The organism is Mesorhizobium sp. RCAM 06353, from assembly GCF_059683585.1.
Map to the genome: position 1 here is coordinate 2249687 of NZ_CM185031.1, position 22973 is coordinate 2272659.

General features: G+C 63.4%; 22 protein-coding genes and 2 pseudogenes. 6 read left to right on the forward strand and 18 right to left on the reverse strand.

Going from position 1 to position 22973, the window contains the following annotated elements:
- Positions 1-37: 37 nt before the first annotated feature.
- The 12 genes and pseudogenes from phnE to phnG form a co-directional block, all read right to left on the reverse strand.
- A complete protein-coding gene (phnE, locus tag AC56QX_RS10670) occupies positions 38-1009 on the reverse strand; it encodes a phosphonate ABC transporter, permease protein PhnE (RefSeq protein ID WP_027043332.1) in 972 nt (323 codons plus the stop codon).
- Positions 1010-1065: 56 nt separating this feature from the next.
- A complete protein-coding gene (gene phnD / locus AC56QX_RS10675) occupies positions 1066-1974 on the reverse strand; it encodes a phosphonate ABC transporter substrate-binding protein (RefSeq protein WP_497115794.1) in 909 nt (302 codons plus the stop codon).
- A gap of 102 nt (positions 1975-2076) precedes the next feature.
- Positions 2077-2933, reverse strand: a pseudogene (phnC, locus tag AC56QX_RS10680) (phosphonate ABC transporter ATP-binding protein).
- 235 nt (positions 2934-3168) lie between these two features.
- A complete protein-coding gene (locus AC56QX_RS10685) occupies positions 3169-3879 on the reverse strand; it encodes a DUF1868 domain-containing protein (protein ID WP_497115796.1) in 711 nt (236 codons plus the stop codon).
- Between the two features lie 401 nt (positions 3880-4280).
- Positions 4281-4895 carry a DapH/DapD/GlmU-related protein gene (locus tag AC56QX_RS10690; protein ID WP_497115798.1) on the reverse strand — a complete coding sequence of 205 codons (615 nt, stop codon included), beginning with the start codon at positions 4893-4895 and terminating at the stop codon, positions 4281-4283.
- On the reverse strand, positions 4892-5599 hold the full coding sequence (phnL, locus tag AC56QX_RS10695) for a phosphonate C-P lyase system protein PhnL (RefSeq protein ID WP_497115799.1): 708 nt from the start codon (positions 5597-5599) through the stop codon (positions 4892-4894). The genes AC56QX_RS10690 and phnL overlap by 4 nt, the downstream gene beginning before the upstream one ends.
- A gap of 2 nt (positions 5600-5601) precedes the next feature.
- The gene (gene phnK / locus AC56QX_RS10700) at positions 5602-6378 is read right to left on the reverse strand and encodes a phosphonate C-P lyase system protein PhnK (RefSeq protein ID WP_015315654.1); all 777 of its coding nucleotides are present in this window, start codon (positions 6376-6378) and stop codon (positions 5602-5604) included.
- Positions 6375-7274: an alpha-D-ribose 1-methylphosphonate 5-phosphate C-P-lyase PhnJ gene (locus AC56QX_RS10705; RefSeq protein ID WP_497115801.1), complete on the reverse strand. Its 900-nt coding sequence runs from the start codon at positions 7272-7274 to the stop codon at positions 6375-6377. The genes phnK and AC56QX_RS10705 overlap by 4 nt, the downstream gene beginning before the upstream one ends.
- A complete protein-coding gene (gene fosX, locus AC56QX_RS10710) occupies positions 7271-7690 on the reverse strand; it encodes a FosX/FosE/FosI family fosfomycin resistance hydrolase (RefSeq protein WP_497115803.1) in 420 nt (139 codons plus the stop codon). Before fosX ends, AC56QX_RS10705 begins: the two co-directional genes overlap by 4 nt.
- Positions 7687-8799, reverse strand: coding sequence for a carbon-phosphorus lyase complex subunit (locus AC56QX_RS10715; protein ID WP_497115805.1), 1113 nt, complete (start codon positions 8797-8799; stop codon positions 7687-7689). Before AC56QX_RS10715 ends, fosX begins: the two co-directional genes overlap by 4 nt.
- Positions 8800-8801: 2 nt before the next feature.
- A complete protein-coding gene (gene phnH / locus AC56QX_RS10720; RefSeq protein ID WP_497115807.1) occupies positions 8802-9413 on the reverse strand; it encodes a phosphonate C-P lyase system protein PhnH in 612 nt (203 codons plus the stop codon).
- A complete protein-coding gene (gene phnG, locus AC56QX_RS10725) occupies positions 9413-9874 on the reverse strand; it encodes a phosphonate C-P lyase system protein PhnG (protein WP_497115809.1) in 462 nt (153 codons plus the stop codon). Before phnG ends, phnH begins: the two co-directional genes overlap by 1 nt.
- Positions 9875-9995: 121 nt before the next feature.
- Between phnG and phnF the strand changes: the two genes are divergently transcribed.
- Positions 9996-10745 (forward strand): phosphonate metabolism transcriptional regulator PhnF, encoded by a 750-nt coding sequence (gene phnF / locus AC56QX_RS10730; RefSeq protein WP_497115810.1) that lies wholly within the window; start codon positions 9996-9998, stop codon positions 10743-10745.
- Positions 10746-10760: 15 nt separating this feature from the next.
- Here phnF and AC56QX_RS10735 read toward each other — a convergent pair whose 3' ends face one another.
- The 6 genes and pseudogenes from AC56QX_RS10735 to AC56QX_RS10760 all read right to left on the reverse strand — a co-directional run bounded on the left by AC56QX_RS10735 (position 10761) and on the right by AC56QX_RS10760 (position 18415).
- Positions 10761-11777, reverse strand: a complete 1017-nt coding sequence (locus tag AC56QX_RS10735; RefSeq protein ID WP_497115812.1) for a zinc-binding alcohol dehydrogenase family protein — start codon at positions 11775-11777, stop codon at positions 10761-10763.
- 73 nt (positions 11778-11850) lie between these two features.
- Entirely contained in the window at positions 11851-12819 is a 969-nt protein-coding gene (locus AC56QX_RS10740) for an ABC transporter permease (RefSeq protein ID WP_464613917.1), read from the reverse strand.
- A complete protein-coding gene (locus AC56QX_RS10745) occupies positions 12816-14369 on the reverse strand; it encodes a sugar ABC transporter ATP-binding protein (protein ID WP_497115814.1) in 1554 nt (517 codons plus the stop codon). Before AC56QX_RS10745 ends, AC56QX_RS10740 begins: the two co-directional genes overlap by 4 nt.
- A gap of 151 nt (positions 14370-14520) precedes the next feature.
- A pseudogene (locus AC56QX_RS10750) lies at positions 14521-15517 on the reverse strand (ABC transporter substrate-binding protein).
- A 331-nt stretch (positions 15518-15848) separates the two neighbouring features.
- On the reverse strand, positions 15849-16847 hold the full coding sequence (locus tag AC56QX_RS10755; protein WP_497115816.1) for an aldo/keto reductase: 999 nt from the start codon (positions 16845-16847) through the stop codon (positions 15849-15851).
- Positions 16848-16909: 62 nt separating this feature from the next.
- Entirely contained in the window at positions 16910-18415 is a 1506-nt protein-coding gene (locus tag AC56QX_RS10760; RefSeq protein ID WP_497115817.1) for a UxaA family hydrolase, read from the reverse strand.
- Between the two features lie 254 nt (positions 18416-18669).
- Between AC56QX_RS10760 and AC56QX_RS10765 the strand changes: the two genes are divergently transcribed.
- From AC56QX_RS10765 to AC56QX_RS10785, 5 genes are all read left to right on the forward strand, one after another.
- Positions 18670-19572 (forward strand): GntR family transcriptional regulator, encoded by a 903-nt coding sequence (locus AC56QX_RS10765; protein ID WP_497115819.1) that lies wholly within the window; start codon positions 18670-18672, stop codon positions 19570-19572.
- 133 nt (positions 19573-19705) lie between these two features.
- A complete protein-coding gene (locus tag AC56QX_RS10770; RefSeq protein ID WP_497115820.1) occupies positions 19706-20062 on the forward strand; it encodes a DUF2946 family protein in 357 nt (118 codons plus the stop codon).
- A 98-nt stretch (positions 20063-20160) separates the two neighbouring features.
- Positions 20161-20703, forward strand: a complete 543-nt coding sequence (locus AC56QX_RS10775; RefSeq protein WP_497115822.1) for a copper chaperone PCu(A)C — start codon at positions 20161-20163, stop codon at positions 20701-20703.
- A 38-nt stretch (positions 20704-20741) separates the two neighbouring features.
- Positions 20742-21260, forward strand: coding sequence for a YcnI family copper-binding membrane protein (locus tag AC56QX_RS10780; RefSeq protein WP_497115823.1), 519 nt, complete (start codon positions 20742-20744; stop codon positions 21258-21260).
- Positions 21261-21315: 55 nt separating this feature from the next.
- Complete coding sequence (locus tag AC56QX_RS10785) at positions 21316-22950, forward strand: copper resistance CopC/CopD family protein (protein ID WP_497115824.1); 1635 nt, start codon at positions 21316-21318, stop codon at positions 22948-22950.
- The last annotated feature ends 23 nt before the right edge of the window (positions 22951-22973 follow it).

Genomic DNA, 22973 nt, shown 5'->3' on the forward strand with positions numbered 1-22973 from the left:
TTTTCGCTGACGCGGTCCTTCGGTTCGGGATCATGGTCTAAGCCCCCATCATAAAAGCTTGCTCGCCGACCAGCTTGCGGCGCAGCCAGGCGGAAAACTGGTCGATGATGAAGATGGTGGTGAACAAGAGCAGCACCAGCGCCAGCGTCTTGGCGCCGAAGCCGCGCGAGATGGAGAGCTTCAATTCCTCGCCGATGCCACCGCCGCCGACCGCGCCGATGATGGTCGAGACGCGGACATTGATCTCGACGCGCAGCAACGTGTAGGACATGAAATTGGGCAGCACCTGCGGCAGACCGGCAAAGCGCACCCGCTCGAACCAGTTGGCGCCGACTGCGCGCAAACCTTCCTCGGCACGCATGTCGATGTTCTCGTTGACCTCGTAGAACAGCTTGCCGAGTGCGCCGATCGAATGCAGGCCGATGGCGATGATGGCGGCGATCGGACCGGCCGAAACGATGGCCGCGAACAGGCCGGCGATGACGATTTCCGGAAAGGCGCGCAGCAGTTCCATGAAACGCTTGACGACCAGCCGCAGCACCGGATGGGGCGTCAGATTGCGCGCGGCGATGAAGGAAAATGGCACCGCGAAGATGAAGCCGATGAAGGTCGAAACCAGGGCCATGTTCACCGTGGTCAGCATCAGCTCGAAATATTCGGGGATGTAGAACCCGCCCCAGACATAGACGCGGCCGAGCGGGAAGTTGAATTCCTGCGTGCCGGTGTCATGCGGCGAGGCAATGTCGAGCAAGGCGCGCCAGACGTCGTTCCAATCCTTGGGGATGAGCCAGCTCAGGAAATCGAGAATATGCGGCAGCCGGTCGAAGAAGTGCCCGGCATTGGCCTCGTCGGCGAACCACATGCTGGCGAACATCGCGACGAGCAGCAGGCCGACGCCAAGCACTGTATAGAACCGGCGCAGCGACGTCTGGCGTCGCCAGGCATCGGCCATCTGATGGGTGGCGCCGGAAGAGGCCGTCAAGGAGGGGGCTGTCACGGAAAGGGTCATGATCGGAGATGCAAAAAGGGCGGTGTTTTTGAACACCGCCCTTTTCGATTTCGCCGTTAGCCGCCGATGGCTGCCTTACGGGCTTCGACGATGACGTTGTAGAAGTCCGGCTTCACCGGAACGTAGCCGGTGAAATCGCCACCTTCGACGCCCTCGAAGCAAGCCTTGTCCTTCTTCGGCAGATCGGTGAAGAAGTTGGCAAGCTTGGCGGTCATGTCGTCGCCGAGCGCTGTGCGCACGACCAGCGGGCCGTTCGGGATCAGGCCCGAACGCCAGACTTCGACGAAGTCGTTGGGGTCGACGGCGCCCTTGGCGACTTCCTTGTGGAAGGTGCCGGAGGTGTAGCCGTTCTTGAAGTCGCCGATGCCGGAGGAATCGTCCACCGCGACATCGACCTTGCCGTCACGCACGGCCAGGATGTTGTTCTCGTGGCCGCCGTTGAACTGGGTCGAGGCGAAATAGGTCTCGTTGGAGGCGCCGGTGTCCTTCGGAATCTGCGTCAGCGGGATCAGGTAGCCGGAGGTCGAATCCGGATCGGCATAGCCGAGCTTCTTGCCCTTGGCCGACTTGATGTCGGTGATGCCGGAAGACTTGAGCGCCAGGCCGATCGAATAATAGCCGGTCGCGCCATCGGTCTGCTGGGTGGTGAGGATCGGGGTGACCGCCTTGGGGTCCTTGATGTAGACGCTGGCGTAGCCGGAAGCGCCGAGTTCGGCGAAGTCGAGCGTGCCGCCGAGGAGGCCCTGGATGACGCCGTCATAGTCGGCGGCGGGGAACAGCGAGACCTTCTCGAAGCCGAATTCGGTCTTCAGATGGTCGGCCAGGCACTGGTAGTTGCGCAGCCGGTCGGTTTCGTTTTCACCGCCCAGAATGCCGACGCGGAATTCCTTCAGATCGGCGGCGTGGGCCATGCTGGTGGCCATGGCGAGTACCGAAACGGCACTGAGAACCATCTTCCTGAACATCTGTTATCTCTCCTGTAGGTTCCGGCCCCGCGCCGGCAGCGTTATCGATTTTGACAGGTGCCCTTGACGTGGGCGGACGATCCGAGCCGCTCTTTCTTGAACTCAGTAACCTGGAAATGCAGGCTCGAGCGGTCCGGCGGATGCTGCAATCTTTTGCTTGAAGGCAACGCTGGTCGAGGTGATGGCCTCGGCGATTTCGCCGCCATTGCTGTCGGCGCCATAAACGAGACGCACGGCCTCGCGGTTGAGCTCTTCGGGTGGGCCATCGAAGACGACCTTGCCGGCGGCCATGCCGATGATGCGGTTGCAATAGGTGCGCGCGGTATCGAGCGTGTGCAGATTGGTGACGACGGTGATGCCTTCGCGCAGATTGATGTCCTGCAGCGAATCCATCACCACCTTGGCGTTAAGCGGGTCGAGCGAGGCGATCGGCTCGTCGGCGAGGATCACCTTGGGCTGCTGCATCAGGGCGCGGGCGATGGCGACGCGTTGCTGTTGTCCACCTGACAAGGTGCCGGCGGGCTGCAGAGCGGTGCGGGCGATGTCGAGCCGCTCAAGGGCCGCGACTGCCTCGGCGCACTCGGCGCGCGAGAACATGCCGAGAAGGTTGGACAGGGTTGAACGGTGGTTCAATTTGCCAAGCAGCACATTGGTCAGCACGTCGAGGCGCGGCACCAGGTTGAACTGCTGGAAAATCATGGCGCAGTCGCGCTGCCAGCGCCGCAGCGGCGAGCCGCGCAGCTGGGAGACCTCGGCGCCATCAAAAAAATCGACCCCTGGCTGGGGTCGACAAGACGGTTGATCATGCGAAGAAGGGTCGATTTGCCGGCGCCCGAACGGCCAATGACGCCGACCATCTGACCCTGCGGGATCGAGATGTTGACGTCGCTGACGGCGGTGTTTTTGCCAAATCGTCGGCTGACACCGCGGATTTCGAGTGTGGCAGAGCTTGCTGACATGGGGCTGGGCTCCAGTCCGGGCCTTATTGATCGTCAGGCTCTCGCCTAACGCAGCCACATGAACCTGCCGTGTCGCCAGCATGTCAGTTTTGTTACGCTCCACAGGCGCGACGACTGAAGCGCGTCGCGCTGAAACGAATTCATGCGACGCGCTTCAGGTCTTTGTTCTTATGCATGTCGCTCTCCCAAAACGGAGGTCACTTTTGGGCGACATGCACTGGGGTCTTGCCGGCAATCAGCCAAGCACCAGCAATTCCTCGAAATGCTTCATGTCGCGGAAAGCGCAGAAGGCGGGGGCCTTGATCTCGATCACCGGTGCCTGCTTTGCGAAAAGTGCCAGGCCATCATCGAACAGCGCCTGCCACTCAGCGGCTCTATCGTCTGCCAGACGCTGGATCTGGTAAGCGAAGGTGATGTGGAAGACGTAAGTGTCGTGATCGGGGTGGCGGTAGCCGAACGGCACCGCCAGCGCATCGCGCCATCGACGCATGATGCGTACGTCCTCGTTGGTCGCGCCGGCAACGGTGAGGCCGGTCGGCACGATTTCGACCACCTTGATGTTGAAGGGGTCAAGGCCCCCGAAACCCTTCAGCCGTTCCAGATAAAGCCGGGTCATGGCATCGATGCTGGTGTCGAGCGGCACGTCCTGCGGCCAGTAGGGCAAGCGGCGGCGGTACTCGATGATGCCCTGGAACAGCGTCATATGCAGGCTGGAAACGGGAGTGAAGGCGAGTCGGTCGGCGTCAGGCATCGCCAGCATCTTCTCGCGCACCGCAAGCACTACGGCCTCGGACGGCGAACCGCTGACGAGATGGCTGACGACGGTGTTGCCGGGCTCGGTCAGGAAATTGCCCGAGCTGTCGTAGCGTGTGCCGAGATGGGCTGGTGGCGTGGGATTGGAGCCGGCGAAGAATCCGGCGAGCGAGGGTCTGACGATGTCGAGCATGGCGATCTCCTTGGGGGAGATGGGGTCCTGTCCGAGTCATGTGTCAAGGATATGAAACTTGGCGAATGTTGTTTTGGACGGGGATCAGGCCGGGCGGCCACGTTAGCAGTTAAGGCAGCCTAGCTGAGAAATGAACGCCAACACGTAGAGTATTACCGACCCTACCGCCGCGAGACCCAACCCCAGGATTACTAAAATAAAGGTCGATACCCGGTCGGGCTGCCCCCAGCGGTTGACCCCGCTCCTAACGCTCCAAATGCCCAACGCCACCAGTGCCAACCCAATGCAAGCCGGTATAGTCAGTATAGCCAAGAGCTAGTCTCCTCTATACTGCCACTCTAGGTGGTATCTGCTACTGCAGGATTAACCACCGTAAAAAATTGGCCGCGTTTCTCGTGACGTCAGCCATATTTCTCCAGAAACGCCTCCGCCGACAGTTCGCGGAAATCGTCAAGGGACGCACGCAATCTGGCATGGTCCCAATCCCACCAGGCAAGCGCCTGGTAGCGTTCGGCGGTGCGGCGGTCGAAGCGCTCGCGGATCGGTTTCGCCGGCACGCCGGCGACGATGGTGTAGGGCGCGACATCCTTTGAGACGACGGCTCCGGCGCCAACCGCCGCGCCATCGCCGACGGTGACGCCGGGCAGGACGGTCGAGCCGTGGCCGAGCCAGGTGTCGTGGCCGATGGTGACGCGTTTGGCGCGGCGCTGGGCGAAGAATTCACTCTCGTGCTCGGCGTCGTCCCAATAGTCCGAGGCGCGGTAGGTGAAGTGGTGCAGCGTCGGCCGCCAGGTCGGGTGGTTGGTGGCGTTGAGGCGCACGCTTGCCGCGATGTTGGCGAACTTGCCGATCGTCGCGCACCAGACGGCGCAATCCTGCATCATGTAGGAATAGTCGCCGAGTTCGCTTTCCGAAACCCGGCTGCGGTCCGCAATTTCGGTCCAACGGCCAAGCGTCGAATTGTGCACTTCAGCCGTCGGGTGCACCAGCGGCGTCTCCGACAATTTCCTGGTCATGCGGCGAGTTTTCCTGGAGCGAAAGCGGTGACGTCTATGATGCGGTCGGCCACCGCCTCGCGCACATCATGGTCGTGGAAGATGCCGAGCAAAGCGACGCCGGCCGCTTTCTTGGCGGCGATGAGTTCGATCACCACGTCACGATTTTTGGCGTCGAGCGAGGCGGTCGGTTCGTCGAGCAGCAGGATCGGGTGCTCGATGATGAAGCCGCGCGCGATGTTGACGCGCTGCTGCTCGCCGCCGGAAAAGGTCGCCGGCGGCAGGGCCCAGAGTTTTTCCGGCAAATTGAGCTGCGCCAGCAAGGCGCGTGCCTTGCCGCGGGCAATTTCGCGCTCTTCGCCGCGCTCGACCAGTGGCTCGGCGACGACGTCGAGCGCCGAGACGCGCGGTACGGTGCGCAGGAACTGGCTGACATAGCCGATCGTTTGCCGGCGAACGGCAAGCACGGTGCGCGGGCTGGCATGGGCGAGATCGATCAGTCCGTCTTCGTGCTTGACGATGATCTGGCCCTCGTCGACGGCATAGTTGCCGTAGAGCATCTTCAGGATTGAGCTCTTGCCGGCACCGGACGGGCCGCCAAGCACGGTGCATTCACCGGCCTTGATCGAGAATGAGACACCGGCGACGACAGGCAATTTGATGCCGTCGCGCAGATGCATGGTAAAGCTCTTGGCGACGTCGGAGACAACGAGGGGCGTCGGCATGGTTACACCTGCAGGATGGAAGAGACGAGGAGCTGCGTATAGGGCGCGCGCGGATCGTCGAGCACGCGATCGGTGAGGCCGCTTTCGACGACGCGGCCATCCTTCATCACCATCATGCGCTGCGACAAAAGCCGCGCCACGGCGAGGTCGTGGGTGACGACGATGGCGGCGAGGCCGAGGTCGGTGACCAGCCCGCGCAACAGGTCGAGCAGGCGTGCCTGCACCGAGACGTCGAGGCCGCCGGTCGGCTCGTCCATGAACACCAGGCGTGGTCCGGTGACGAGGTTGCGGGCGATCTGCAGGCGCTGGCGCATGCCACCGGAAAAGGCGCGCGGCTCGTCGTCGATGCGGTCTTCCTCGATCTCGACGCGCGACAGCCAGTCGACCGCCGTGGCGCGGATCTTGCCGTAGTGGCGGTCGCCCACCGCCATCAGCCGCTCGCCGACATTAGCGCCGGCCGACACCGTCATGCGCAGGCCGTCGGCCGGGTTCTGATGGACAAACCCCCAGTCGGTGCGCATCAGGAAGCGGCGCTCGGCCTCGCTCATGCGGTAGAGCTCGCGGAACTGGCCGTCGCGCATGCGGTAGCTGGCGGTGCCGGAGGAGGGCAAGAGCCGCGTCGACAGGCAGTTGAGCAAAGTCGTCTTGCCGGACCCCGATTCGCCGACGACAGCCAGGACCTCGCCTGGCCACAGGTCGAACGAGACGTTGTCGCAGCCGACGCGCGAGCCGTAGAATTTGGACAGCGCCGATACGCGCAGCAGCGGTTCGTCGGTCATTGTGCCGGCTCCATTTTTTCCGAAACAGAATGGGTTTCCGGAGCAAGGTGGCCGCGATGGCCGTCGGCCCGCCGCTTCTCGCAGTGGTCGGTGTCGGAGCAGACGAACATGTGGCCGCCATGGTCGTCGAGGATGACCTCGTCGAGATAGACGTTCTCGGCGGCGCACAGCGCGCAGGGCTGGTCGAAGGTCTGCACCTCGAACGGATGGTCCTCGAAGTCGAGGCTGACGACTTCGGTGAAGGGCGGCACCGCGTAGATGCGCTTTTCGCGGCCGGCTCCGAACAGCTGCAAAGCCGGCGAGCGGTGCATCTTGGGATTGTCGAATTTCGGCGTCGGCGAAGGGTCCATCACATAGCGGCCCTCGACCTTCACCGGATAGGCATAGGTGGTGGCGATGCGGCCGTGCTTGGCTATGTCCTCATAGAGCTTCACATGCATGAGGCCGTATTCCTCCAGCGCATGCATTTTGCGCGTTTCGGTCTCGCGTGGTTCGAGGAAGCGCAGCGGCTCCGGAATTGGCACTTGGTAGACCAGCACCTGGCTGGCGGTCAGCGGATGCTCGGGGATGCGGTGGCGGGTCTGGATGATGGTGGCGCTGGCGGTGTCGGTAGTGACGGCGACATTGGCGACCTTCTTGAAGAAGGCACGGATCGAGACCGCATTGGTGGTGTCGTCGGCGCCCTGGTCGATCACCTTCAGCACGTCATCGGGGCCGATGATCGAGGCGGTGACCTGGACGCCGCCGGTGCCCCAGCCATAGGGCATCGGCATTTCGCGCGAGGCGAACGGCACCTGGTAGCCAGGGATGGCGATGCCCTTGAGGATCGCCCGGCGGATCATCCTTTTGGTCTGCTCGTCGAGATAGGCGAAGTTGTAGGTGGCGATGTCGGTCATGATGCGACCTCAAGTCCTTCGGCATAGCGCGCCAGCCGCTCCGTGAGCGTGCCGGTGTGAAATTCGAACATGTGGTTGTCGTCGTCGTAGAAATAGATCGAGCGGCCTTCACCCTCGACGCGCGGACGCGGCGGATGCATCTCCAGCCCTAACTTGGCGATGCGCTCGGCGTAGCGGTCGTAATCGGCGTCATCGATCTTGAAGGCGATGTGGTTGTAGCTGCGCTCAGGCAGCGCCTCGCCCTCCATGATGGCGATCCAGATGTCGCCGATCAGGAAGAATTTTTCGCGCGACAGCGAGAACTGCGCGGCGTCGCTGGCGTAGACCTCACCTGCATCAAACACGCCCTCGAGGATGGCAGTCATCCGGTCGAGATCCCTGACGATGAAGGTCATGTGGGACAGGCCTTCGATCATTCCGCGGCCTCCCGCTTCTCTTCGACCTTCGCGGGGTGTTCGCGGGCCTCGTACTCGGCGCGCATACGGCGCACGAGGTCGAGCTCGGCCTGGAAGTCGACATAATGCGGCAGCTTCAGATGCTCGACGAAGCCGGTCGCCTGGACGTTGTCGGAATGCGAGATGACGAACTCCTCATCCTGGGCGGCGGCGACAATGTCCTCGCCGAGTTCGGAGGCGCGCAGCGCGCGGTCGCACAGCGCCATGGCCATCGCCTTGCGCTCGCTCTGGCCGAAGACCAGGCCGTAGCCGCGCGTGAATTGCGGCGGCGCCTTGGCCGAGCCCTTGAACTGGTTGACCATCTGGCATTCGGTGACCCGCACCGTGCCGAGGGGTGCGGCGAAGGGCAGTTCGGGAACGTCGAGTTCCAGCTCGACCTCGCCGATGCGGATTTCGCCGACAAAGGGATGGTTGCGGGCATAGCCGCGCTGGGTGGAATAGCCGAGCGCCAGCAGAAAACCTTCATCGCCGCGCGACAGCGCCTGCAGGCGGATGTCGCGTGCCATCGGGAATTCCAAGGGTTCGCGGGTGATGTCGCCGGGGACATGGTCCTGCGGCATCTCACCATCCGGTTCGATCAGGCCTTCGCGGGCAAGGATCGCCGAGACGCGCGGCATGGCTTGCGCTTCCGTGTCACGCTGCAAGGGTTCGGCGACATCCGCGCCGGCGGCAAGCTCGGGGTCGAGCAGGCGATACGTGTAGTCGAAGGTCGGACCCAGCAGCTGACCACCGGGCAGGTCCTTGTAGGTCGCCGACACGCGCCGTTCGACCCGCATCGCGCTGGTGTCGATGGCCTTGCTGTAACCGAAGCGCGGCAGCGTGGTGCGATAGGCGCGCACCAGGAAGATCGCCTCGATCATATCGCCGCGCGCCTGGACGATTGCCAATGCTGCGAGTTCCCGGTCATAGAGCGAGCCTTCGCTCATCACCCGGTCGACGCCGAGCGCCAGCTGCTCGACGATCTGGTCAAGGCGAAGTGCCGGCACCGAACGGTCGCCGCGCCGACGGTCGGCCAACAGGCTGTGGGCGTTGGCAATTGCAGCCTCGCCGCCTTTTACCGCGACATACATCTTCAAGCCTCCATCGTCTTGATGCGCGTCGTGCGCGGCAGGCAGGCTATGCCGCCAACGGTGGCGAGGATGATGTCGACGCCGCGTGGAAAGCGCTGGGTGTTCTGCTTCCACTGCTCGATGAAATGGCGTGGCATTTGCGCCGGCGCGATCGTGGCGGTGGTTTCGATGCCGGGACCTTCGAGCAACAGCGGAGCGCCTGAGGTGAGGTCGCTGACCTGGAGGATCAGCGTGGTCGAGCGGTCGGGGTAATCCTGCGTTCCCTGCGAAAAGCCGTCGAGCGACATCATCTCGGCCGGCGTGGCGATAAAGGCGAAATGCGCATCGGCCGGCGTGTTGGCCAGCGGTGCGCCGGTGTGGAAACCAAGCCAGGACCCGATCGCGGCGGAGGTGTGCAGCGCCGGGTCGAGCCAGAGCGGCGTGTCATTGTCGCACAGCGCCAGTGCGATGGCGCCTGATGTTGCCGAGAACGGCGCCGGTGGATGGGCGAGGGCCGGCAAGGGCTGCACGCTGCCCGGCCGCGCCATCGCGTCCATGACGGCGCGGAAAACGGTCTGGGCGTTGAAGACCGGATCGGTGAAGCCGCCCTCGATCGATTGCGCTGCGATATCCATCAGTCTTCTCCGCGAACCATGGTGAAGAAATCCACCTGCGTGGCCGCCGTCTCGGCGCGGCGTTTTTCATGGGCAGTCGTAAGCGCCGACCTCAAAGGCGCGATCAGCCTGGTCTCGATCTCGGCGCGGCGGGCAGGGTCCTGCCACAGCGCGTCGGCGATGGCCGCCAGCTTCGCCTTCTGCTTGTCACGGCCGAGCGCGTAGCAATGGCCGACCTGTCCGGACGGCAGCCGGACAGTGGCGCGGGTGACGGTCGCCTCGCCGACATTGAAGGGTGCGCCGCCGCCGCCGATACGGCCGCGCAGCGTCACCAGACCGGTCTCGGGACCGCGCAGCAGCTCGGCTTGTGAAGGCAGGCCGGCCTCGTTCCAGAGCCGGACGATATCGTCGCCGCTCGATTGCGCCAACGTCGCCATGGCGGCCTTGCGTTCGGCCTGGTCGCGGGCTTCCTGTCCTCGCATCGGCAGCATTCCTCTTTGCTAAATTTGTCTATTGATATAGACAACTATACAAATTATACATATTACGTAACGCGAGTCCATGACGGGTGGATGACAAGCGGCAGAAGCTTGGGGGCAATTCATGATCGGACGACAGGAAGCCGACAGTATCGAACGGCGCAGTGGCGTTTCGCTGTGGCGGCAGATTGCCGACAGGATCCTGCAGGCGATCGCCATCGGCGATTTCGCCGAGAATGCCGCGCTGCCGCCGGAGGTGGCGCTGGCCGAGCGCTACGGCGTCAACCGCCACACGGTGCGCAGCGCCATATCGGCGCTTGTGCAGGAAGGGGTGCTGCGGGCCGAACAGGGACGCGGCACCTTCGTGCTGTCGCGCAAGCGGCTCTCCTATCCGATCGGCGCACGCACACGCTTTTCGACCGGCCTGCAAGGGCAGACCTCGGAACGGCATATCGTGCTGCTCGCCTCATCGGTCGAGCCGGCCAGCCAGCGTGTCGCCGAGGGGCTTGGCCTAGCCAGGGGGGCTGAGGTGATCAGGCTGGAGACCCGTGGCGAAGCCGATGGACGGCCGGTGTCGCGCGCTGCCGGCTGGTTCGATGCCAGGCGCTTCGCCGGCATCGACATGGCGATGGCTGAGACCGGCTCGATCACCGCGTCGCTGGCCCGTTTCGGCATAGACGATTATCTCCGGCAATCGACCGTGCTGTCGGCGCGCCATGCCGATGCGGCCGATCTTGCCGACCTCGACCTGCAGCCCGGCGCCATCGTGCTGGTCACGGTCGCCGTCAACGTCACGCCGGACGGTCAGCCGATCCAGTTTTCGGAATCGCGCTTTCCGGCGGAGCGGGTGGAGCTCAAACTGTCGGCGCTGTGAACCGAATTCTGCCGACTATCCGATCTCGATCACAGCCTTGATCAGGCCGGATTTTTCATGTGCCCAGCGGGCGAGATCGCGCGGCGTATCGGCAAGCGATGTGCGATGGGTGACGAGCTTGGCCAAAGGCACGGCGCCATTGCGGATCGAGGCGGCGACATGATCGAAGTCGGCGCGCAGCGCATTGCGGCTGCCGATCAATGTCATTTCACGTTTGTGGAATTCGGGGTCGGAAAAGACGATGTCGTCCTTGACGACGCTGACCAGCACCAGTGTGCCGCCATGGGCAACATGAGCGAAAGCCGACTGCACCGACTGGGTGTTGCCGGTGGCGTCGAACACCACGTCGAAGCCTTCGCCTGACGTCGCCTCCCTGACCAGATCCGGGACTGGTCCACGTGACCCGTCGAGGGTCTGGAAGCCGAGCTCGTTTGCAGCGAAAGCGAGCCGTTCCGTACTCATGTCGAGCAACGTCACGTCGAGCCCGGCTATGCGGGCGAAGATAGCGGTGCCGAGGCCGATCGGGCCGGCGCCGATGACCAGCGTGCGGGCGCCGGGCTCGCCCCGCGCACGCCGTACGGCATGCGCGCCGATGGCGAGGAATTCGACGGCGGCGGCGTCTGCCAGCGACAGGCCGTTTGCCGGATAAAGATTCTGCGCCGGGACCAGGATGCGTTCGCACATGGCGCCGTCGCGATGGACGCCGAGCACCTCGATCCTGACGCAGCAATTGGGCTTGCCGCGCCGGCAGGCGATGCACTTGCCGCAGGACAGATAGGGATTGATGACGACCGGTTCGCCAATTGCCAGATCGACGCCGTCGCCGATCTCGACGATGGTTCCCGACACTTCGTGGCCCATGATGCGGGGATAGGCGAGGAACGGGTGTTTGCCCTCGAAAATGTGGTAGTCGGTGCCGCAGATGCCGACATGGCTGATCGCGACCAGCGCCCAGCCGGCAGGTGGCGCGCCCGGCGCGGGACGGTCTTCCAGGACGAGATCGCCGGGGGAGCGGCAGACGACAGCTTTCATGCTTCAATCCAGTCGGTTCACAGCGCCGCCGGCCCGTCGGCAATGCGAGCCCGGCGGCGATGCCAGTTGTGAATTACTTGCTGCCGCGGCGACGCAGTCCATCGAAGTAGACGATGATGATGATCAACGCGCCGGTGATGATGCGCTGCCAGAAGGCATTGACGTTGAGCAGGTTGGCGCCGTTGTTGATGGTGGCGAGAATGAACGCGCCGAGCAGCGGCCCATGCACCGAGCCGACCGCGCCGAACAGGGAGGTGCCGCCGATCACGGATGAAGCGATCGCCTGCAGCTCCCAGCCCTCGGCCTGAGTCGGATTGCCGATGCCAATGCGCGAAGCGAGCAGCACGCCGACGAAGGCCGCGCATAGACCTGACAGCGTGTAGGCCATGAAGATGGTGCGCTGGACGTTGACGCCGGACAGGCGCGAGGCTTCGGCATTGGAGCCGACCGAGAACAGGTAGCGGCCCCAGCGGCTATGGTGGAGGAAGACATAGGCGGGAATGCCGACCAGGATGACCATCCAGAACAGGTTGGGAATGCCAAGGAAGGAATTGCGCGAGAATTCCTGGAAGGCGTCGTTGTTGATCGAGATCGAATTGCCGTTGGTGATCAAAAGGCCGATGCCGCGCAGCGACGTTAGTGTCGCAAGCGTTATGATGAAGGGCGGCAAGCCCATTTTGACGATGCCAAAGCCATGGAACAGGCCGATGGCGACACCGACCAGCAAGGTGAGCAGGACGGCAAGGAAGACCGGCACGCCGGCGTTGATCAGCATCGCTGCGATGACGGTGGCGAAACCGACCACGGCGCCGACGGAAAGGTCGATGCCGCCGGTAATGATGACGAAGGTCTGTCCGACCGCGAGGATCGCGATCATCGAACCTTGGCGCAGCAGGTTCGAGATGTTGTTGGCGGAGGCGAAGCTCGATGTGGACAGCGACAGGATGACCCACAGCAGCACCAGCAGGGCCAGAAGCGTCAATCCAAACAGGGCGTTGTAGTTGCGCTTCGGTTTTTCGGCAGCAATCGCCTCGGTGCTCATGTCTGTCCTCCCAGTTTTTCTTGTTTCTCGGCGAGCGCCTGCGTGAGAATTTCCTCGTGATCGGCGGCGTGGAACCCATGCGTGGCCACCAGCTTGCCGCGCCGGAATACGTGCAACGTGTCGGCGAGCTCGTAGACCTCCGGCAAATAGGACGAGATCAGGATGATGCCGGCGCCCTTGGACAGGAGCGCGCTGAACAGGCGGTAGATTTCCGCCTTGGTGCCGACGTCGACGCCGACCGTCGGTTCATCGAAGATGAACAGCCTGGCGCCGTGGGCCAGCCATTTGCCGATGACGATCTTCTGCTGGTTGCCGCCGGAAAGGCTGGAGGCCAGGGCATTGCGCGTCGGCGTTTTGATCCGCAGGTCCGCGATCTGGCGGTCCGCCTGCGTCTTTTCTTGCGCGCCCGAGATCAGCAGATTGTTCGAGATGCGTTTGTAGATCGGCAGGTTGAGATTGAAGCCGACGGGCAGATTGAGACACAGGCCCTGGTCACGGCGGCTTTCCGGCGCCAGTGCCATGCCGAGCTTGATCGCGTCATGCTCGGAGTTGATCTGGACTTCCTTGCCTTCCCACAGGATCTGGCCGGTCGATTTGCGGTGGCGGCCGTAGAGCGTGGTGACGAATTCGCTGCGCCCGGCGCCGATCAGACCGTAGAGGCCGACGATCTCGCCGGCGCGGACCGTCATCGACACGTTTTCGAAGCCGTTGCCTGAAAGGTTCCTTGCCTCGAGGATCGGCGCACCCGGCGTGAAGTGTTCCTTGTGGTAGATCTGCTCGATCGAGCGGTTGATCATCATCTTGACCAGTTCGGCGTCGTTGGTCTCGGCGATGTTCCTCGTGCCGACCAGCGTGCCGTCGCGCAGCACCGAGACACGGTCGGCAAGCTCGAACACTTCCTCCATGCGGTGGCTGATGTAGATGATCGTCACGCCTTCGCCCTTCAGCCGGCGGATCAGCGTGAACAGTTGATCGGCTTCCTTTCGGGTCAGGTAGGCGGTCGGCTCGTCGAAGATCAGGAATTTGGTGCCGCGCACGGTGGCGCGGGCGGCGGCGATCAGCTGCTGCTGGCCGATGGTCAGGTCACCAAGCACGACATGTGCCGGCAGGTCGAAGCCGAGATCGTCGATTATCTTCTGGGCTTCCCTGACCATGGCACGTTGTTGCAGGATGCCGAAGCGGGAATTCTCCTCGCCGAGGAACATGTTGGCAGCGACCGTCAGGTGGCGGCAGAGCACGACCTCCTGGTGCACGGCGTTGATGCCGAGCGCCATCGCTTCATGCGGCGTCGCAAGGGCAACCGGCTTGCCTTCCCATATGACCTCTCCTGATGTGCGCGGCATGACGCCGGTCAGAAGCTTGATCAGGGTGGATTTGCCTGCGCCGTTCTCGCCGACGATGGCGTGGATTTCACCAGCCTTGAAAGCGAGGTTGACTGGCTTCAGCGCGTGCGTGCCCGGATATTTCTTCTCGATGCCGCGCAGTTCAAGGATCGTCCTGCCGGGTTCCAGCACGGGGGCAGGGTGCAGTTCTTGCGCCGTCGATGTCATGACAATCCTCCCAGATTGGCCACACGATTGGCACGCGGCGAGGCTGTAATGCGCCTCTTTGCAGCCTAGCCCAAGGGTGCGGGTTTCCAAGCCATTTGTGCCGGGCGGGTGTTTCCGGGGCGCAGGCCCCGGAAACGACTCATGCCGATGCTCAGTTGAGCTTCGGGTTGAGCAATGCGTCGATCTTCGGCTCTTTCATGTTGGCCTTGGTCACCAGATTGGCGCCGGTGTCGACATTGGCTTCGACCTTCTCGCCCTTCGAGGCTGCGAGCGCGGTCTTGATGCCGTCATAGCCCATCCGGTACGGATCCTGAACGACGAGGCCGGAGATGACGCCGTCATTAAGGAACTTGATCAGCTTCTCGTCGCTGTCGAAGCCGATCAGGGCCAGCTTGCCTGCGAGGTTGTTCTCGGCCACGGCACTGGCCGACGCCCTGCGCCATGATCAGGTTGGAGGCGAAGATGCCCTTGAGGTCGGGATTGGCGGTGATCAGGTCGGTCGCAATATTAAGCCCGGTCGTGGCCTGGCCGTCGGCATATTTGTCGGCCACCAGCTCCAGGCCAGGATATTTGGCCTTGAGCTCTTCCTTGAAGCCCTGGGCGCGCTGTTCGAGCGAGCCGGCACCGGGAAGCGCCGTGATCAGGGCAACCTTGCCTTCGACCTTGCCGCCATTGGCTGCGCCGATGGCTGCGGCGAGACCGTCAGCGGCAACGCGGCCACCCTGGACGTTGTCAGTGGTCAGGAACGAGGTGAAAGCCTTGGAATCGGCGCCGGAGTCGATGCCGATAACCTTGACCTTGGCGGCCGCTTCATCGATCGGCTTGCCGAGTGCCTTGAATTCCGTCGGCGAAATGACGATGGCGGCCGGGTTGCCGGCGACGGCATTTTCAAGAATCGAGATCTGGCCATTGACGTCGGTTTCAGCCTGCGCGCCGAGTTCCGGCACATTGACGCCGAGATCCTTGCCGGCCTTGCGAGCGCCGGCAAGAACGATCTGCCAGTAGAAGGACGTGGTGTCCTTGACGATGATCGGAATGGTCACGTCCGCCGCCGAAACCGGCGCCGAATGCATGACGCCCGCGAGCATCGAAGCTGCTGCCAGCGCCATGACGGCGCGGCGGTTGAGAATGCTGGTCACGAATTTCATTAGGATTCCTCCCTAAGTCGCCCGGTGAACGTTACGGAAAGTTCGGCTCGGATAGGCGCGGCCCAAACGGAACTTTATCAATAAAAAACATTTACGCTGTTTTGATAGTGCATCGATCTGGCCGATGCAAGCGGTGTTTCGCGCCTGATATGCCATCGTCGGCGGAGACACATTCGCACGCTGCTCCTCCCAAGATGCAGCCAGAAGCTCCCGTTTCGTTCCTGAAGCATGGAATATTAATTCCATGCTTCAGTCAATGTGGAATGTTCATTCTCTCGCAGATGTCGCGGATTTGTGAAGTTGCAGCCCGCCATCAACGGCGATGCCGCCATCATCCCAACTCCTGCACAACCGTATAGGGGCGGTACTTCTGATATTCCGTCTCCGGCACGTCGATGTCGAGCAGTTCGAGGTTGCGTGTCAGGTTTGCCAGTTTGGCGGTGCCGGTCAGCACGGTGGCGACCACCGGATCTTGCAGGGGGAACTGGAACGCCGCGGCAGCCAGGGGATAGCCGCCCTCGCCGGCGATCTTCTCCATCACATCGACACGGTGAAGGATATCCGCGGTGGCCGGCGCATAGTCGAAATGCGCGCCTGTCACCGGGCCTGTCGCCAGGATGCCGGAGTTGAACACGCCACCGATGACCAGCGATGTCTGTTGCGCACGGCACAGCGGGAATAGCTCAGCTTCCGCGCTGCGGTCGAGCAAGGAATAGCGGCTGGCGAGCAGGATGCAGTCGAGCGGTGCCCGGCGCATCACGTCGAGGCAGATCGGGACTTCGTTGACGCCGAGCCCGTAGGCGGAAATCGTGCCGGCCCGCTTCAGCTCCTCGAGCGCCTTGAGCCCGCCGTCCATCAGCTGGCGAAAATGCAGCTTGGTCTTCTCGACGCCATGCGTGTAGGCGCCGATGTCGTGGACATAGAGGATATCGATCTTGTTGAGGCCAAGCCGCGCATAGCTGAAGTCGACCGATCGCATGATACCGTCATAGGAATAGTCGTAGTCGAGCGCGAAGGGCAGCGGGTCGACATAGGAGTGATCGGGCACCTGGTCTTCAGGCACGGGGTGAAACAGGCGGCCGACCTTGGTGGACAGCACATAGGAATCGCGCGGCTTGTAGCGCAGGAAATCGCCGAAGCGCCGCTCCGACAGGCCGAAACCATAGAAGGGCGCGGTGTCGAAATAGCGCAAGCCCGCCTCCCAGGCGCCTTGCAGCGTCTCCATTGCCGCCTCGCGCGAACAGGCGCGATAGAGGCCGCCGATCGCGGCACCACCGAAGCTGATCTCGGTGACCTCGAGCGCCGTCTTGCCGATGCGGCGTTTTTCCATGCAAAACCTCCCCGTTGCCGGCCGTCGTCCGGCCCGGCCAGTCTACCACATATCAGCTAAATCTAGAGCGTCGCGCCGAGATGCCAGGGCACAAACTCGTTGTCGCCGTAGCCGAAATCCTCGCTCTTGGTCTTGCGGCCGGAAGCCGTCTCGACGATCAGTTCGAAGATCTCGCGGCCCATGCCCGCGATAGTCTTTTCACCCGAGGCGATGACGCCGCAATTGACGTCCATGTCCTCTTCCATCTGGTGATACATGGTCGAGTTGGTGGCGACCTTGATCGACGGTGTCGGCCGGCAGCCGAAGCAGGAGCCGCGGCCGGTGGTGAAGACGATGACGTTGGCGCCGCCCGCGACCTGGCCGGTGGCCGAGACCGGGTCGTAGCCGGGCGTGTCCATGAACACCAGTCCGTTGCCGGTGACCTTCTCGGCATAACCGAACACGCCGTTGAGCGGCGTCTGGCCGCCTTTGGCTACCGCGCCCAGCGACTTTTCCAGGATGGTGGTGAGGCCGCCGCGCTTGTTGCCGGGCGAGGGATTGTTGTCGATCGAGGCGCCATGCTTGGCGACGTGATCTTCCCACCACTTCACATAGCCATCGAGCTTCTTGGCGATCTCGGGCGTCGCCGCGCGGTAGGCGAGCAGATGCTCGGCGCCGTAAATTTCCGTGGTCTCGGAAAGGATGCCGATGCCGCCGACGCCGGCCAGGATGTCGACAGCAGCACCCAGCGCCGGATTGGCCGTGATGCCCGACATGCCGTCGGAGCCGCCGCATTGCAGGCCTACGACGATCTCGCTGACCGGGATCGGCTCGCGCTTCAACTGGCCGACTTCCTCGGCGATTTCGGCCAGCACCAACATCGCTTTCTCGACCGATTTGCGCGACCCGCCGGCGTCCTGGATGTTGAAATGGCGTTTGCCGGCGGCGACGCCCTTCTGGCCGTAGAGGGTGAGCTGGTTGACCTCGCAGCCAAGGCCGACCATCAGCACGCCGCCGAAATTCGGGTGGCGGGCATAGCCGGCGAGCGTGCGGTGCAGCACCATCATGCCGTCGCCAGTGCCGCTCATGCCGCAGCCCTGGCCGTGGACGATCGGCACGAAGCCGTCGATGCCCGGATATTTCGGCAGCAAGGTCCGGTTGGCGGTGTCGGCGATGGAATGGCAGACGGTGGCCGAGCAATTGACGCTGGCGAGGATGCCGATGAAGTTGCGGGTGCCGGCGCGGCCGTCGGCGCGACGATAGCCCATGAAGGTGCGGGCGCGGTCGGCCTCCGTCGCATGCTCGGCCTCGCTCGGCGGCACCACCGGCAGGCGGCCGGCCTCGAACACCAGATTGTGCGAATGGACATGCTCGCCCGCCGCAATGTCCTGCGTGGCGCGGCCGATCGCCTGGGCGTATTTGACCACGGCTTCACCGGCGGCAATCGGCTTGATCGCCACCTTGTGGCCGGGCTCGATGACCGCGGTGGCAAGCGCGCCGCCGGGCAGAGCGGTGCCGATCTCGATGCGGCCATTGGCAACGGCGACATTGTCGGCGGGGGACAGAAGAATGGTGTTGGAGACGTTCACGGGCGGGTTCCTGGGTGATCCTGGGATGCGCGCGGATTGACACGCGCCTGTTAAGAGTTAATGTCTTTTATCGTGAAAAAACAGTTTTGCGTCAATTGTTTTTTCGCAGGCGCTGCGCGTGCCTCTGGCTGGTGGTGGCGCTGCAAACAACGGACCGGACCCAGCGAAAGCGATTCCTGCTTTTCAGGGTCATGGGAACGTCATATTGCGCTTCAAGCCGGCCGCCGCAAGCGCTGGCGTGAATGGGGCAGGGGATGTCGAAGAGCAACAACGTCTACAAGGACGCCTACAACAGGTGCCTCAGGCTGCTCGACGAAACGCGCAGCCTGCCGTCGGAACCGGAGCTGGGCGCGCTGCTCGGCGTCAGCCGCACGACCGTGCGCAGCATCCTGACGCGCATGGAGGAAACCGGCCTGATCGCCTGGAACAAGCGTGCCAAAACGGTGCTGCGCGACCCGAGTCCCGACGATTTTTTCCCCGAGGAAGAGACTGACACGCTGGCCGAGATCATCGAGCGGTCGTTCATGCGCAGGCTGCTCGCCGGCGGCGCCGAGGCCGGCATGCAGATCAATGAGCTCGAACTGGCGCGCGAGATCGGCGTCGGCACCACCAGCGTGCGCGAATTCCTGATTCGCTTCTCGCGCTTCGGCCTGATCGAGAAGCGCCGCAACAGCCATTGGGTGCTCAAGGGTTTTACGCGGGCCTTCGCGCTGGAGCTGACCGAAATCCGCGAGATGTTCGAAATCCGCTCGGCGGCTGCCTTCGCCGCCTTGCCGCAGGACAGCCTGGTCTGGACCGATCTCGCCCGGCTGGAGGACGAACATCGCCAGCTGGCACGCGAGATCGCGACGCGGTTCAACGAGTTTTCGGAGTTGGACGAGCGCTTCCACCGGCTTATCCACCGTGCGTCGCGCAACCGTTTCATCGTCGATTTCTACGACGTCATCGCCATGATCTTCCATTACCACTACCAGTGGAACAAGGCGCAGGAGCGCGAGCGCAACGAAGTCGCCGTCAGCGAGCATCTTGCCTATATCGAGGCGCTCAAATCGCGCGACCTCGGCAAGGTCGATGCCGCCTGCCGCAAGCACCTGAAGTCGGCGCGTAACACGCTTTTGACCTCGATCCCTGAAAGCCGGCCATTGCATAAATCCTAATCGCGCCGCGTTGCCGCAGTATCGAATTGCCGATTTTCGGCCTGCTCCGGCCGTGGTAGGTATCTTCCAAGCCTGAAGAGGCAGATGGTTTGAACAGGCAAGTCATTTGAGCAAGAAGGGAAGACGCTGGAGCATGCCGGTTGCGCTTGTCGCGGCCTACCTGCTGCTGCTGCAGTCGACGCTCGGCGCGTTCGCCTTCGGCACCGGGCCGAATGCCGCGCAGCTCGACGCTTTCGGCAACGTCATCTGTACCCGTGATGGCGCCACCCAGCTTCCCGGCGGTGACCAGCACCCGTCGCATCTGCCGGCCTGCTGCACGCTTGGCTGCAGCATGTTCTCATCGGCCTTTGCGCCGCCGCCCGATGCCGGGCTGGCCCTGGGCAGCCTTTCCTTTGAAGCTGTCGCCTTCGTCTTTCCGGCGAGCATTCATCTCGACTTCGCGCGCGAACGCTCGCCGTCGAATCCGCGCGCGCCGCCGCTGGCGGCCTGAGCCTTTCTGCCCGGCGGAACCTTTCACGGGCGTACCCATCCAAAGATCAAAACTACTCGCGACCGGCAACGGCGCGATCATCACTTCATGGAGCAACCATGTCCCATCTTTTCCCTACGGCGGCGGGCACTCTGTTCAGCCGCATTCTGTCTCGCTTCCAGGAACGCCTCGGCGCGGTCGGGCTGGCTTTTGCGATCATGCTCGTCGGCGCCCATTCCGTTCTGGCGCATGAGTTCAAGGTCGGTGATCTCGAGATCGAGCATCCCTGGTCGCGCGCCACACCGGCCGGCGCCAAGGTGGCCGGCGGCTATTTCACCATCGTCAACAAGGGCAGTGCGCCGGACCGGCTGCTGTCGATCTCCTCTGATGTTTCCGAAAAGGCCGAGCTGCATCAGATGGGCGTCAAGGACGGTGTCATGACCATGCGGCCGGTTTCCGGCGGCCTGGAGGTCCCCGCGGGCGGCAAGGTGGCGCTGGCGCCAGGCGGCTATCATTTGATGTTCATCGGTCTGAAGCGGCAACCCAAGCAAGGCGAAAAATTTGCCGCCACGCTGACTTTCGAGAAGGCCGGCACGGTCAATATCGAGTTCGCCGTCGAAGGCATGGGCGAGATGGGCGGCATGGACGACCACGCCAATTGATCGCGCCAATCCGCAAATTTTGAAATCTGAGGGACCATATGAATAAGTATCTTTTGACGGCCGGCGCGTTTCTCGTGCTGGGGACGAATGCCGCCTTCGCGCACATCACGCTCGAAACCCAGGAAGCGGCGGTCGGCTCGACCTACAAGGCGGTGCTGCGTGTGCCGCATGGTTGCGACGGCAAGGCGACGACCGCCGTGCGCGTGCAGATTCCAGAAGGAGTGATCGCGGTGAAGCCGATGCCGAAGCCGGGCTGGACGCTGCAGACCAAGAAGGGCAAATATGAAAAATCCTATCAGCTATATGGTCAGGCGGTGACCGACGGCGTCAAGGAAGTCGACTGGAGCGGCGGCAATCTGCCCGATGAATTCTATGATGAGTTCGTCTTCCGCGCGACGTTGACGGCGGACCTGCCCGTCGGCCAGAAACTCTACTTCCCGGTGGTGCAGGAATGCGATGGCGCCACCGACCGCTGGATCGAGATTCCGGCGGCAGGGCAGGATGAAGGCGCGCTGGAGAACCCGGCACCCGGCATCAAGCTCACGCCGAAAAAATAGTTTCTCCCCTGGCGCGCTCTGCTTGGCGGAGCGCGCCGCAGCCCCGTGGCATGGCATGACCGCAATACCTTCCCGGATGGTCGATACCACCAGCAAGTTCGCCGGCTGGATTGGCGGTGGGCTGCTGGTCCTGCTCATGGCACTTATTGTCATGGCATTGACAGATCAGGCCTTTGCCCATGCCGCGCTGATCAAGACCGACCCGGCTGACGGCGCGGTGCTGACGCAGGCTCCGGCGCAGTTCTCACTGACCTTCAGCGAGCCGGTTTCGCCGCTGGTGCTGACGCTGGTGAAGCCCGACGGCACGCCTGTTGCGCTGACATCCTTCCGGCTCAGCGACCAGACGGTCGAGATCGACAATCCGCAAACGCTCAAATCCGGCACGCATGTGCTGAGCTGGCGTGTCATTTCCGCCGACGGCCATCCGGTCGGTGGTTCGCTGCTGTTTTCCATCGGCGCGCCAAGCGAACCGCCCGCCGTGTCCGAGGCCGTCGACTGGCCGCTGAGGTCGGCGATCTGGATCGGCAAGGTCTTTCTCTACATCGGTCTTTTCCTCGGCGGCGGCGGCGCCTTCGCCCTTGCCTGGCTGGCCGGCGACGGACGAGCGGGTCAGCGCTTCGTCACCGCTGCGATCCTGTGTGGGCTGGTCGCAACCCCCTTGTCACTCGGCTTTCTGGGTCTCGATGCGCTCGGAGCGCCGCTCTCGCATCTGGCGCAGCCGGTGATCTGGCGGACCGGGCTCGGCACCAGCTTCGGCTGGACGGTGCTGTTCGCTCTCATCGCGCTGGGGCTCGGTCTGTTGTCGCTGGCCGGCCCGCGTGTACTCACCGGGCTGTTTGCGCTTGCCGGCATTACGGGCGTCGGCGTTGCGCTCGCCGCCAGCGGCCACGCCAGCGCGGCCGAGCCGCAATGGCTGACGCGGCCGATGGTGTTCGTGCATGGCGTCGGCATTGCCTTCTGGGCCGGTGCGCTGATGCCGCTCGGTCTCGCGCTGAAGCGCCAGACGGCTGATGCCGCCGCTTTCCTGCGCCGCTTCTCCTCTGCGATCCTGCCTGTCGTGGCCGCGCTCGCCGCGGCCGGCATCGTACTTGCCATCATCCAGGTGCAGACGCCTTCGGCATTGATCGTCACCGCCTACGGCCGGCTGCTGCTGGTCAAGCTCGCTCTGCTGGTCTTCCTGTTCACGCTTGCCGCCGTCAATCGCTGGAAACTCACCGCCGCGGCCGAGGCGGGCGCGACGGAGGTCCAGCGCAGGCTCACCCGCTCGATCGGCGTCGAAATGCTGATCGTGGTGGCGATCTTCGGCGTTGCCGCTGGCTGGCGCTTCACGCCGCCGCCGCGGGCCCTGGCGATCGCGGCGGCGCAGCCGGTTTCGGTTCACATCCACGCGCTGCAGGCGATGGCCGATCTCAGCATCACGCCTGGCCATGCCGGGCCTGTCGCCGCCTCGATGATCATCATGACCGGTGATTTCGGCCCGCTCGACGCCAAGGAAGTGACGCTGGTGCTGTCGAAACCGGATTCCGGCATCGAGCCGCTGAAGCGCGCGGCGACCAAGCCCGGCGACGGCAGCTGGCGTGTCGACAACCTCGTCATCCCGGTTCCCGGCCGCTGGACGGTGCGCATCGACATCCTCGTCTCGGACTTCGAGATCGTGAAGATTGAGTCCCCGGTGGACATCAGGCCGTGACCGACAGATGTGATACCGTTGTC

Bases quoted from the DNA above. Each gene is read 5' to 3' on its own strand.
- phnE (WP_027043332.1), bottom strand. From the start codon at position 1,009: ATGACCCTTTCCGTGACAGCCCCCTCCTTGACGGCCTCTTCCGGCGCC.
- phnD (WP_497115794.1), bottom strand. From the start codon at position 1,974: ATGTTCAGGAAGATGGTTCTCAGTGCCGTTTCGGTACTCGCCATGGCC.
- AC56QX_RS10685 (WP_497115796.1), bottom strand. From the start codon at position 3,879: ATGCTCGACATCGTCAGACCCTCGCTCGCCGGATTCTTCGCCGGCTCC.
- AC56QX_RS10690 (WP_497115798.1), bottom strand. From the start codon at position 4,895: ATGACCAGGAAATTGTCGGAGACGCCGCTGGTGCACCCGACGGCTGAA.
- phnL (WP_497115799.1), bottom strand. From the start codon at position 5,599: ATGCCGACGCCCCTCGTTGTCTCCGACGTCGCCAAGAGCTTTACCATG.
- phnK (WP_015315654.1), bottom strand. From the start codon at position 6,378: ATGACCGACGAACCGCTGCTGCGCGTATCGGCGCTGTCCAAATTCTAC.
- AC56QX_RS10705 (WP_497115801.1), bottom strand. From the start codon at position 7,274: ATGACCGACATCGCCACCTACAACTTCGCCTATCTCGACGAGCAGACC.
- fosX (WP_497115803.1), bottom strand. From the start codon at position 7,690: ATGATCGAAGGCCTGTCCCACATGACCTTCATCGTCAGGGATCTCGAC.
- AC56QX_RS10715 (WP_497115805.1), bottom strand. From the start codon at position 8,799: ATGTATGTCGCGGTAAAAGGCGGCGAGGCTGCAATTGCCAACGCCCAC.
- phnH (WP_497115807.1), bottom strand. From the start codon at position 9,413: ATGGATATCGCAGCGCAATCGATCGAGGGCGGCTTCACCGATCCGGTC.
- phnG (WP_497115809.1), bottom strand. From the start codon at position 9,874: ATGCGAGGACAGGAAGCCCGCGACCAGGCCGAACGCAAGGCCGCCATG.
- phnF (WP_497115810.1), top strand. From the start codon at position 9,996: ATGATCGGACGACAGGAAGCCGACAGTATCGAACGGCGCAGTGGCGTT.
- AC56QX_RS10735 (WP_497115812.1), bottom strand. From the start codon at position 11,777: ATGAAAGCTGTCGTCTGCCGCTCCCCCGGCGATCTCGTCCTGGAAGAC.
- AC56QX_RS10740 (WP_464613917.1), bottom strand. From the start codon at position 12,819: ATGAGCACCGAGGCGATTGCTGCCGAAAAACCGAAGCGCAACTACAAC.
- AC56QX_RS10745 (WP_497115814.1), bottom strand. From the start codon at position 14,369: ATGACATCGACGGCGCAAGAACTGCACCCTGCCCCCGTGCTGGAACCC.
- AC56QX_RS10755 (WP_497115816.1), bottom strand. From the start codon at position 16,847: ATGGAAAAACGCCGCATCGGCAAGACGGCGCTCGAGGTCACCGAGATC.
- AC56QX_RS10765 (WP_497115819.1), top strand. From the start codon at position 18,670: ATGTCGAAGAGCAACAACGTCTACAAGGACGCCTACAACAGGTGCCTC.
- AC56QX_RS10770 (WP_497115820.1), top strand. From the start codon at position 19,706: ATGCCGGTTGCGCTTGTCGCGGCCTACCTGCTGCTGCTGCAGTCGACG.
- AC56QX_RS10775 (WP_497115822.1), top strand. From the start codon at position 20,161: ATGTCCCATCTTTTCCCTACGGCGGCGGGCACTCTGTTCAGCCGCATT.
- AC56QX_RS10780 (WP_497115823.1), top strand. From the start codon at position 20,742: ATGAATAAGTATCTTTTGACGGCCGGCGCGTTTCTCGTGCTGGGGACG.
- AC56QX_RS10785 (WP_497115824.1), top strand. From the start codon at position 21,316: ATGACCGCAATACCTTCCCGGATGGTCGATACCACCAGCAAGTTCGCC.